We start from the raw sequence: 11,342 nt of genomic DNA on the forward strand, positions 1-11,342 counted from the left end.
CCGATGGCCGACACCATCACCTATCTGACCACCACCCGCTTCGGTGCGGGCGCGGTGGAGCTGCTGCCGCAGGAGCTGGCGGAGCTCGGCATCCGCAAGCCGCTGCTGGTCACCGACCCCGGCATCACCCGGCTGCCGATGTTCGACCGGGTGCGCCGCATGCTGCCGGCGGAGCACGCGCTGTTCACCGAGACGCCGGGCAACCCGACCGAGGCGGCGGTCGACACGGCCTTCGAAGCCTTCCGGCACGCCGCCTGCGACGGGCTGGTGGCGCTCGGCGGCGGCTCGGCCATGGACCTGGCCAAGGCCGTGGCCCTGCGCGCCACCCATGCCGGGCAGCTGGCCGAATACGCGCTGATCGAGGGCGGCGCCGGCCGCATCGGCCCGGTGGCGCCGCTGATCGCGATCCCGACCACCGCCGGCACCGGCAGCGAGGTCGGGCGCGGCGCCCTGATCACCCTGCGCGACGGCCGCAAGCTGGCGCTGATCAGCCCGCATCTGATCCCGGCCCGGGCCATCTGCGACCCGGAGCTGACGTTCGGCCTGCCGCCGCTGTTGACCGCCGCGACCGGCATGGACGCGCTGACCCATTGCATCGAGACCTTCCTGTCGCCGCGCTACAACCCGCCGGCCGACGCCATCGCGCTGGACGGCGCCGGCCGGGCCATGCGCTTCCTGCCGCGGGCGGTGGCCGAGGGCGGCGACCGCGAGGCGCGAGCCGAGATGATGATGGCGGCGCTGCAGGGCGGCCTGACCTTCCAGAAGGGGCTGGGCGCGGTGCACGGCCTGTCGCATGCGCTCGGCGCCATCCCCGACCCGGTGCTGCATCACGGCACGCTGAACGCCGTGATCCTGCCGGCGGTGCTGCGCTTCAACGCCCCGGCGGCGGCCGCCAAGTATCCCCGGCTGGCCCGCGGCATGGGGCTGGTGGAGGAGACCGACCTCGCCGCCGCGATCGAGCACCTGAACGCCCGGCTCGGTCTGCCGAAGAGCCTGCGCGAGATGGGCGTGACCGAGGCGCATCGCGACCGCGCGGTCGCCGGCGCGGTCGCCGACCACTCCACCGCCAGCAACGCCCGGCCGGTGTCGCGGGCCGATTACGAGGCCCTGTTCGACGCCGCGCTGGGGTGATGTCGGAGGCCTGTCGCGCTTACGGAATAGGCAGATCCGGGCGGCGCATGCATGATGGGCAAAATTTTTCAAGGGGGTGGGAACCTCCCCCCCGGCAAGGGGTTCTAGGGGTGCACGTCCGCATCGTGCATGAACCTCCCTGTTCAACTCGGGCCGGCCATCGGGTCGGCCCTTTTTCTTGCCCGATACACCCCAATCGGGGCGTAGATCGCACCCGCCCGGCCTGTTACCCAGGCAGTGGGGCGAAGCCCCGGCGTTAGAGCGAGGGTCGGGATGGCGCGCGCGAGGCTGCGGGATCTGGGGCTGTCGATCGGCACGCTGCCGCCCGGCCCGAAGAACGGCATCACCGATGTCCCCGGCGTGCTGGTCGGCCAGGTCACCCTGGTCGAGGAGGCGCCGCACGTCATCCGCACCGGCATCACCGCGATCGTGCCGCAGGACGGCGAGATCTGGCGCCGCAACCTGTTCGCCGCCGGCCATGTGCTGAACGGCAACAGCGAGGTCACCGGCCTGACCTGGATCAACGAGTTCGGTCTGCTCTGCGGTCCGCTGTCCCTGACCGGCACTTTCTCGATCGGCGCCGTGCACGAGGGCATGGTCGACGCCGAGGTGACCCTGGCCACCGGCGCCGACTTCAAGATGCCGGTGGTGTCCGAGACCTATGACGGCTGGCTGTCCGAGAGCGAGCATTTCGTGGTGCGGCCGCACCACGCGCTGGAGGCGCTGCGCCGCGCCACCGCCGACCCGGTGGCCGAGGGCTGCGCCGGCGGCGGCACCGGCACCAACGCGCATGAGTTCAAGGCCGGCACCGGCACCGCCTCCCGCATCGTCGCCCAGGGCGGCGAGAGCTGGACCGTCGGCATCCTGGTGCAGACCAATTACGGCGACCGCGACCGGCTGCTGCTCGACGGCGTGCCGGTCGGGCGCGAGATCCCGGTCACCGACGTGCCCAGCTGCTTCGCCCAGCGCCGGGTCGAAGGCTCGATCCTGGTCGTGGTCGCCACCGACGCGCCCTTGTTCCCGCACCAGCTGAAGCGGCTGGCGCAGCGCGCCGGGCTGGGCCTGGCTCGCTGCGGCGGCCTGGGCTGGCCGGGCAGCGGCGACGTGTTCATCGCCTTCTCCACCGGCAACGATCTCGGCCAGGCCACCGATGCCAGCCGCGTGTTGCCGTTCGAGAAGCTGCGCATGCTGCCGGATTTCGCGCTGCAGCCGCTGATGGCGGCGGTGGTCGAGGCGACGGAGGAGGCGATCTGGAACTCGCTCTGCGCCGCCGAGACTACGACGGGCCGCCAGGGCCGGGTCAGCCACGCTTTGCCGATCGAGCGGCTGCCGGACATCATGCGCCGCTACGGACGCACTTGACGGCGCCGGCGCCCGGGATTCTTGTGTCGGCATCGACCGCCGCCGCCTGGGGGCCCATGCGCCGATCCATCACCGCTCTCTTCTTCGTTCTCGCCGCGGCCCTGCCGTTCGCCGCCCATGCCGCCGGCAGCGGCCAGCCGGTGCCGCGATTCGTCTCGCTGCGGTCGGACGAGATCAATCTCCGCACCGGGCCGGGCGAGCGCTATCCGGTCGAATGGGTGGTCAGCAAGAAGGGCCTGCCGGTCGAGGTGATCGCGGAGTTCGACACCTGGCGCCGGGTGCGGGACTGGGAGGGGATCGAGGGCTGGGTCCACCAAGCCCTGCTGACCCGCCGGCGCAGCCTGGTGGTCACCGGCAAGGAAGACCAGCCGATCTACAACGAGCCCGGCGAGGGCTCCGGCCTGATGGCGAAGGCGGAGCCGGGGGTGATCGGCTCGCTGCTGCGCTGCCCGGGCGACGGGGCGCAGGCTGACTGGTGCTATGTCGACCTCAAGGGCTATCGCGGCTGGATGCGCCGCGCCTCCTTCTGGGGAGCGTATCCGAGCGAGAAGGTGGAGTAGGGCCCTTCAGGCCGGCCAGGCGGCCTCGCGGCAGCGCAGGATCGCGTCGCGCAGCGCCGCGAGGCTCGGCCCCTGGCCGAGGATGGCGCGGGACACCGAAGGCAGGACCCGCCCGCGCGCGGACCGGAATTTTGCTCCCACCTCGGCCATATCCGCGCCCTGCGCGCCGATTCCGGGCGCCAGGATCAGGGATTGCGGCAGGCGGTCCAGCATGGCGGCCGGATCGGTCGTCGCGCCGACCACGGCGCCCAGCGCGCCGACGCCGGGGCCCCGGGCCGCGTTGAAGGCGCTGATCTCGTCGGCCAGGGCCTCCGACACGGTGCGGCCGTCAGGATGCCGGGCCTGCTGCAGCGCGCGGCCGTCCGGGTTCGAGGGCTGCACCACGACGAACACGCCCGTCCCCGTCGCCACCGCGCGGTCGAACACGGGGCGCAGCGCGTCGAACCCCAGATAGGCGCTGACCGTCACGGCGTCGCCGCCGAAGCCGCTCCCGGCCCCGAGCATGGCAGCGGCATAGCCGGCCATGGTTCCGGCCACGTCGCCGCGCTTAGCGTCGATCAGGCACAGCGCCCCCTGGCTCCGGATCTGCGCGATCGCCGCGGCGAACTCGGCCATGCCCTCGGCCCCGAAGCGCTCGAAGAAGCCGGCCTGGGGCTTGACCACGGCGACGAGCTCGCCCGCCGCCTCCAGCACCGTCCGGCAGAACAGGCGCAGGCCGGCGATGTCATCGGCCAGCCCCCAGCGCCGGAACAGCTCCTCCGACGGGTCGAGGCCGAGACAGAGCGGCGATCGGCGGGCGGAGAGATCGGCAAAGCGCTCGGCAAAGCTGGCCATGGGTCGGACTCCGGATGGGATGGCCCATGCTTGATCGGGCCTTGGCCTTTCTCGGGCAATCGACTAAGCCGGTCGGGGATGTGAGCTGGAGTCACAGGGTGAGGCGTCGGCTACCTTCGCTGAAGGGTCTGCAGGCCTTCGAGGCCTTTGCCCGCGCCGGGTCCATGGTGCGCGCGGCCGGCGAACTCTGCGTCACCCATGGCGCGGTCAGCCGCCAGATCAAGGCGCTGGAACAGCAGCTCGGCGCAAAGCTCCTGGCCGGGCCGCGGCACGATCTCGCCCTCACCCCGGCGGGACGGGAGCTCGCCGCCAGCCTGGCCGCGGCGTTCGACCGGATCGCGGCGGGGCTGCCCGGGGCCGGGCCGGGGGAGGAACTCGTCGTCTCCTCGCCGGGCACCTTCGCCATGAAGTGGCTGATCCCGCGCCTCGCCGGCTTCATCGACGCCAATCCCGGCGTCCAGGTCCGGATCCTCGAGGATGGCGGCGCGGCAAGCTTCGGCGACGGCGGCGTCCAGGCCGCGATCCGGCTGCACCGCGGCGCGGCGCCACCCGGCATGACGGCGACGCCCTTCCTCGATCACGCCTATGGTCCGGTGCTGTCCCCCGCCCTGTCCGGCGCGGCGGACCGCAAGGCGGCCCTGCTCCTGCCGAGGCTCCACAGCGAGACCTTCACGGACGGGTGGGCCCGATGGGCCGCGGATGCGGGCGTCGAGCTGCCCCCGCCATCGGCCGAGCGGTCGTTCGAGCACAACTCCTACATGATCGAGGCGGCGGCTGCCGGCCTTGGGGTGGCGGTCACCGCCTGGGCCTTCGCACAGACCGACATCGAGACCGGCCGGCTGATCGCGCCCTGGGGCTTCAGGCCGCTGGCGACCCGCTTCACCTGCCTCAGGCCCGCGCTCGCCAGCCATCCCGCGGCGGACCGCTTCGCCCTCTGGCTGGCGGCGGAAGGCCGCCGGGCAAAGCAGCCTCCGGCCGCGATCATTCCGCAATGAAAAAGCCCCGCCGAAGCGGGGCTTTCCGTCAGGATCGCAGCGGGATCAGAGGTTGCTCTCGACCCAGTCCTGCAGGCTCTTCTTCGGCACGGCGCCGATCTTGGTGGCGGCGACCTGGCCATCCTTGAACAGCATCAGGGTCGGGATGCCGCGCACGCCGTATTTCGGCGGCGTCATCGGGTTCTCGTCGATGTTCAGCTTGACCACGCTGACCTTGCCGCCCAGCTCGGCGGCGATCTCTTCCAGCGAGGGGCCGATCATCTTGCAGGGGCCGCACCACTCGGCCCAGAAGTCCACCAGGACCGGACCCGAGGCTTTCAGGACGTCGGTTTCGAAGCTGTTATCCGAGACGGGCTTCGTGCTCATGGGAATTCCTTGCCTTAGGGGCGGGGACGCCACCTCACCACGTGGAGATAGGGTAGGGACGAGAACGGAACAAGGTCAAGCCGATGCGCCGGGGGCATGCCGGTCCAGCGTCCCGGGCGGGAGCTCCATCAGCCTCGGCCCCTCGGTCCACAACAGCGCGCAGCGCACTGTCCGGCCTGGATAAACCAGGCGCAGCGCGGCGCGATAGGCGGCCATCTGGGCCAGGTAGGCGCGCGGCACCGACTCGACGCCGGCCGGCGGCGGGCGGTTGGTCTTGTAGTCCACCACCAGCACCGAATCGGGCGTCACCACCAGCCGGTCGATCTGGCCGGACAAGGCGCGGCCCTCGACCAGGCCGACCACCGGCACCTCGGCCCGGCTGCCGGGGCCGAACAGCGCCTGGAAGCCGGGCTGGTCCAGCACCGCCAGGGTGGTGGCGACGATCTCCGCCTGCTCGGCCTCGTCGCGGCCGTGCTGCGGCCGGGCCAGGTAGCGCCGCGCTGCCGCTTCGCGGGCCCCAGGCGGCAGCTCCGGCAGCGCCTGCAGCAAAGCGTGGATCAGCGCGCCGCGGCGGAACCGGCCCTGGTCGCTGCCGTCCAGCGGCGACCGGGCCGGCGGCTCGGCCTCGGGCCGCGACGGGGTCAGCGGCCGGGTCGGGTCCGGCTCCGGCGGCGGCGGGCGGTGCAGCCAGTCCGGCGCCGGTGCCTCGATTGCCGCCGATGGCGCCGTCGCTTCGGGCCCGACGGGCCGATCGGCCTGGGGCCGATGCAGGCGCAGGCCCCCTTCTTCGACTCCTGGGCCCTCGATGCCGTCGATCGCCACCGTCGCGGCCTCGGCCAGTGTCGCCAGCCCGTCGCGGACCAGATGGTACCAGCAGCCATCGGCCGGCTTGCCGCGTTCGGTGGCGTAGTGGCCGCACAGATACAGGCGGTCCTCGGCCCGGGTCAGGGCGACGTACAGCAGGCGGCGATACTCCTGGTCGCGGCGGCGGTCGGCGCGCTCCATCGCCTCGCGATAGGCCGGCGGCCGGTCCGCCGCGCGCGGTGCCCACAGCGGCACCGGCAAGGCCTCATCCGGCCACAGGATCTTCTCGCCGGCCCGGGCGCCGCCGCGCGGCATGCCGACCAGGTCGGGCAGGATCACGATCGGCGCCTGCAGGCCCTTCGAGCCGTGCACAGTCATGATCCGCACCTGGCCGCCGCCCTGCTCCTGCTCGCGCTTGACCTCGGTGGTGCCGGTCTCCAGCCAGTGCAGGAAGCGCTGCAGCGATGGCGGCAGCTGCCGCTCGAAGCCCAGCGCCAGCGACAGCAGCTCGTCCAGCGGGTCCTCCGCCTCCGGCCCCAGCCGGCCCAGCATGGCGCGGCGGCCGGAGATCGGGTCGCCCGGGCAGGGCTGGGCCAGCACGCCGGAGACCAGCTCGAACGGCGCCTGGAAGTCGACCCGGTCCAGGATCTCCGACAGCCAGGCCCGCGCCGCCTTCACCGCCGGGTCGGGCGAGGACGCCATCGCCCCCCACAGCGTGCCGCGCCGGCCATGGGCCAGGGCGAACAGCCGGTCGTCGTCGAAGCCGACCAGCGGGCCCTTCAGCAGCTCGGCCAGCGACAGGTCGTCCTCCGGCAGCAGCAGGAACCGGGCCAGGGCCATCAGGTCCATCACCGCCAGCTGCTCGGTCAGCACCATGCGGTCCATGCCGCCGACCGGGACATCGGCCGCCTTCAGGGCGCGCATCAGCTCGACGAAGAAGCGGTTGCGGGTGCGCACCAGGATCAGCACGTCGCCGGGTCGGATCGGCCGGCCCTTCGACTCCAGGATGGCGCCCTCGCGCAGCCAGCCGGCGATGCGGGCCGCGATCAGCCTGGCCAGTCGGGCGCCGGGGTCGCTGATGCCGCGCTGCTCGGTCGGCGGCTCCCAGGCCGGGGCCTCGTCGCTCTCGCTCGGGCCCAGCAGCGGCCACAGCTCGACCAGCCCGCCATGCAGCCGCCGGCGCTCCGACACGAAATGGCGCGGCGACTCCGGCGCCACCCCGTCCAGCGCCGGGTCGCGGGCGAACACGGCGTCGACCAGCTCCAGCACCGCGGAGACAGAGCGGAACGACGTCTCCAGCGGGATGGTCCGGAACGGCCGCTTGGCCTCGCGGCTGCGGCGGTCGAACAGGCCGTGCACGCGGCTGAACTCGGCCGGGTCGGCGCCCTGGAAGCTGAAGATCGACTGCTTCTCGTCGCCGACCACGAACACGGTGCGGTCGACATCCTCGCGGGCGCCGAGGCCGGCGAAGAACTCGTTCGTCAGCGCCTCGACCACGCGCCACTGCTCCGGGCTGGTGTCCTGCGCCTCGTCGATCAGCACATGGTCGATGCCGCCATCCAGCTTGAACAGCACCCAGGCCGACTTGCCCGGCCGCTCCAGCAGGTCGCCGGCCTGCAGGATCAAATCGTCATAGTCCAGCAGGGCACGGCGCGCCTTCTCCGCCCGGTAGCGCTCGATCAGCGCCGCGCCCAGGGCCAGCAGCGCCGCGGTGGCATCGGCGGTCCCGGCGGCGCGCAGCCGCTCGGTCAGGGCCAGGATGCGCTCCGCCTCCGCCTGCAGCGCCTCCAGCACGCCGGGCACGGCGGCGACGGTCCGGGTCGCCAGAGTCTTGTAGACCGTGCCCTCCTTGGTCAGGAAGCCGCGCAGGTATTCGACCCAGCGGCCGGCCCGGCCCGCCGGATCCTCCAGCCAGTTGGCGATGGCGGTGCCGCGGTCCTGGTCGCTCTTCTTGTCGCTGTCCAGCAGGGCATAGGCGGCGGCGCGCAGGGCGTCGCAGTCCAGGGCCGAATCGGCGCAGGCCTCTTGCAGCAGGCTGTCGGCCGTGGCGCCCTCGGGCAGCTCCAGCAGGCGGCGGATCTCCGCGACGACGGCGTCCAGCCCGCCCTGCTCGTCCAACAGGCGGGTCAGCTGGCCGCGCTCGGCCACCAGCGCGCGCACGATCTCGCCGAACTCGTCGGCGCCGACCGCGGCCGCCACCCGGTCGACCGCCCAGCCCAGCGCGTCATCCTCCAGCACCTGGCGGCGCACCCGCTCCAGCATCTCGGCGGCGCTGCGGTCGTCGATCAGCTCGAATTGCGGCGGCAGCCCGGCCTCGACCGGGAAGCGGCGCAGCAGCGACTGGCAGAAGCTGTGCACGGTCTGGATCCGCATCCCGCCGGGCACGTCCAGCACCCGGGCGAACAGGCGCCGCGCCTCGGTCTGCACCTGGGTGGAGGGCGGCGCGCCCATCAGGTCGGCCAGTTCCAGCTGCAGCCTTTCATCCGGCATCGTCGCCCAGCGCGCCAGGGTGGCGGCGATGCGGTTCGCCATCTCGGCCGCGGCGGCGCGGGTGAAGGTGATGCACAGGATGCGGTCGGGCGGCGTACCGGCCAGCATCAGCCGCAGCACCCGGTCGGTCAGCACCTTGGTCTTGCCGGTGCCGGCCGACGCGCCGACCCAGACCGACCGCCGGGGGTCGGACGCCTCGCGCTGCGTCGCCGTCGGGTCGGGGCGGACCAGGCTCATTCCTCGCCGCCCCCCGCCGACCATTCCTTGACCCGCGCCAGATGGGCGTAGTCGGAGAAGCGCGGCGCCAGGCCGCGCGGCTGCGACAGATAAGGCGTCTCCGGCAGGTCGAAGCGCGCGACCAGCCCGTGCAGCCCGGCCAGCGCCTGCTCGGCCAGGGCGGCGAAATCGCCCTCGGCCGGCTTCACCGGCTTGATCTCACCGGCAATGGCGGCGCCGGACAGGCGCCAATGCTCCAGCCCGGCCACCGGCACGCCCGGGGGCGCGCCGGGGAAGCCGCCGTCGCGGATCATCATCGCCTCCAGCGGCAGCTGCGGCTGGTGCCCGGCCAGGATCTGCGGGTTGGTCGGCACCACGCCGGTCTTGTAGTCGACCACCACCAGCCCGTCCGGGCCCTGGTCGATGCGGTCGGCGATGCCGGACAGGGCGAAGGGCCCGGCCGGGGCGGGCAGGGTGACCAAGCCCTTCTGCTCGGTCAGGATCGCCCGCCGCCCGGCCGCGCGCAGCCGCGCCTCGGTCTCGACGAACCAGGCGGCGATGCGGGCGAAGCGGGGCCACCAGAAGGTGCGGATGTCCGGCCCCGGCGGCAGCTTGGCGAACTCCGCCCGGCCCAGCGTCAGCAACCGGTCGACAGCATCCGGCGGCAGCACCTCCGGATAGGCCTGCAGGAAGGCGGCCAGGGCGTCGTGGATCGCAGTGCCGCGCTCGGCCGCGCCCGGCTCGGCCTCGATCGGGTCCAGCGCCTCCAGCCCCAGCACCATCCGGGCGTAGATGGCGTAGGGGTCCTGCATCCAGACCGAGATCTGGGTGACCGACAGGCGCCGCGGCCGGGCGGCCACCGGCGGCCTGGGCTTGGGCGGCGCCACCGGCCGCACCGCATCCGGCTGGTCGATGTGCCGGGCCAAGGCGCGCCAGTCGCGCCGCGGCGGCGCCAGGGTCAGGCCGGCGCCGTCCAGCACCGCCTGCAGCCGCAGCAGCCAGCGCGACGGCACGGTCGGCGTGCCCTCCACCTTCTCCGCCCGGGTCAGGTAGACCTCGGTGCCGGCGGCGGCCTGGGCGAAGTCGTTGGCGGCCAGGCCGATGCGCCGCTCCGGCGCCGGCAGGCCGAACTGCCGCCGCATCGGCCGCGACAGCCAGGGGTCGGCGGCCGGCGCGGACGGCCAGGTGCCCTCGTTCAGCCCTCCCAGCACGATGCGGTCGAACCGAGCCATCCGGCCTTCGACCGGGCCCAGGATCGCCAGCCGCGGGTGCCGGCCCCAGCGCGGCCGGACCACGGCGCCGTCCATCATCGCCTCGAACAGGCCGGGCCAGTCCGGACCGGGGATCGGCGGGAAGCCGTCGAAGCCGGTCAGCAGCTCCTCGGCCAGGGCCTGCGCCGCCTCGCCATCCTCGGCGCGCCACAGCCGGGCGGGGCCGGGCTCAGCATCGGTCGCGGCCAGCGTCTCGGCGCATTCGATGTGCAGCCGCAGCAGCTCGGCCGGGGACTGGCCGTCGGCACGGACCGCGTCGATGAAGGGACCGAGGATGCCGCCGACCTTGTCCAGCCACTGGCCCAGCGACGGCCCCGCGCCGCTGGCCGCTAGCGCCGCCTTCAGGCCGGCGAGGCCGGACTCCGGCGCCGGGCCGCGCAGCACCTGGCGCTCCAGCCGCCGCAGCGCCTCGCGGAACAGGCCGATCGGCTCGCCGCCGGCGGCCAGCGGGTGCTTCAGCAGGGCCAGCACCGACAGCGGCGAGGCATCGCGGAAGGCGACGTCGGCGACCAGCCGCAGATAGGCGCCGACCGGGGTGTCGGCCAAGGGCCGGCCGGCCGAATCATCGACCGCCACCTGCCAGCGGGTCAGCTGCGCCGCCACCCGGCGGGCCAGGTCGCGGTCCGGGGTCACCAGCGCGGCGGTGCGGCCCGGGGTCTCCAGCACCTCGCGCAGCAGCAGGGCGATGACGCCGGCCTCCTCCTGCGACGTGGCGCAGTCGATCCGGGCCAGGCCGGCCAGCGCCGCGGCGTCGAGGCCAGACGGGTTGCGCCAGGCATCGGTGGTGGCGGCGGGCCGCATCACCTCGCGCAGCAGCACGGTGCGGTCGGGCCCGCCCGGGGCCGGCCCCTGGGTGGCTGCCGGGCCAGGCCAGTCGGCGACCGCCATCCGGTCGACGCCCAGCCCCTCCAGCATCCGCTTCAGCGGCTGCTGCGGGTGGCCGTCATCGAGCTGGTCCCAGCTCTCGCCATCCATGAAGCGGTCCAGCCCGGGCAGCACCAGCGCGCCCTGCGGCAGCGACGCGACCACGCGCAGCAGCGCGATCTCGGCCGGGTTGGTGCCCAAGAGGCCGGCGGCGATCACCGGGTCGGCCGGTGGCGCCGCGGTCCAGGCCTCGGCCTGGGCCCGGGTCAGCCGGGCGCGCCATTCGGCCGGGTCGAGGGCGTCGAGCTCGCGCAGCACCTCGGGCCAGGTCTCGGTGACGATGCGGAGGAAGCGCAGCGTCTCCTGCCAATGCTCGGCCAGCTCCGCCGGCACCAGCCCGTCCAGCCGGTCGAAGCCCAGCCCTTCGGCCTGCACCTCGTCCAGCAGCC

The 11,342-nt window shown here is 73.7% G+C and carries 8 protein-coding genes; 4 read left to right on the forward strand and 4 right to left on the reverse strand.

The window, feature by feature from the left end:
• Nucleotides 1-3: 3 nt before the first annotated feature.
• The 3 genes from ACTOWL_RS31175 (at nt 4) to ACTOWL_RS31185 (ending at nt 3,053) form a co-directional block, all read left to right on the forward strand.
• Entirely contained in the window at nt 4-1,131 is a 1,128-nt protein-coding gene (locus ACTOWL_RS31175; protein ID WP_441325180.1) for an iron-containing alcohol dehydrogenase, read from the forward strand.
• Nucleotides 1,132-1,404: 273 nt separating this feature from the next.
• Complete coding sequence (locus ACTOWL_RS31180) at nt 1,405-2,493, forward strand: DmpA family aminopeptidase (protein ID WP_441325181.1); 1,089 nt, start codon at nt 1,405-1,407, stop codon at nt 2,491-2,493.
• Between the two features lie 56 nt (nt 2,494-2,549).
• Complete coding sequence (locus tag ACTOWL_RS31185; protein WP_441325182.1) at nt 2,550-3,053, forward strand: SH3 domain-containing protein; 504 nt, start codon at nt 2,550-2,552, stop codon at nt 3,051-3,053.
• Nucleotides 3,054-3,059: 6 nt separating this feature from the next.
• Here the strand turns inward: ACTOWL_RS31185 and pyrF are convergent, their stop codons facing one another.
• Nucleotides 3,060-3,887, reverse strand: coding sequence for an orotidine-5'-phosphate decarboxylase (gene pyrF / locus ACTOWL_RS31190; RefSeq protein WP_441325183.1), 828 nt, complete (start codon nt 3,885-3,887; stop codon nt 3,060-3,062).
• Between the two features lie 98 nt (nt 3,888-3,985).
• Between pyrF and ACTOWL_RS31195 the strand changes: the two genes are divergently transcribed.
• Nucleotides 3,986-4,882: a LysR substrate-binding domain-containing protein gene (locus tag ACTOWL_RS31195; RefSeq protein ID WP_441325184.1), complete on the forward strand. Its 897-nt coding sequence runs from the start codon at nt 3,986-3,988 to the stop codon at nt 4,880-4,882.
• 45 nt (nt 4,883-4,927) lie between these two features.
• Here the strand turns inward: ACTOWL_RS31195 and trxA are convergent, their stop codons facing one another.
• The 3 genes from trxA to addB form a co-directional block, all read right to left on the reverse strand.
• Entirely contained in the window at nt 4,928-5,248 is a 321-nt protein-coding gene (gene trxA / locus ACTOWL_RS31200; protein WP_441325185.1) for a thioredoxin TrxA, read from the reverse strand.
• 75 nt (nt 5,249-5,323) lie between these two features.
• Nucleotides 5,324-8,779: a double-strand break repair helicase AddA gene (gene addA, locus ACTOWL_RS31205; protein WP_441325186.1), complete on the reverse strand. Its 3,456-nt coding sequence runs from the start codon at nt 8,777-8,779 to the stop codon at nt 5,324-5,326.
• A partial coding sequence (gene addB, locus ACTOWL_RS31210) for a double-strand break repair protein AddB (RefSeq protein WP_441325187.1) occupies nt 8,776-11,342 on the reverse strand: 2,567 nt, incomplete at its 5' end. The genes addB and addA, both read right to left, overlap by 4 nt.

The organism is Inquilinus sp. CA228, assembly GCF_052078665.1.
In the GTDB taxonomy this organism is placed as follows: domain Bacteria; phylum Pseudomonadota; class Alphaproteobacteria; order DSM-16000; family Inquilinaceae; genus Inquilinus.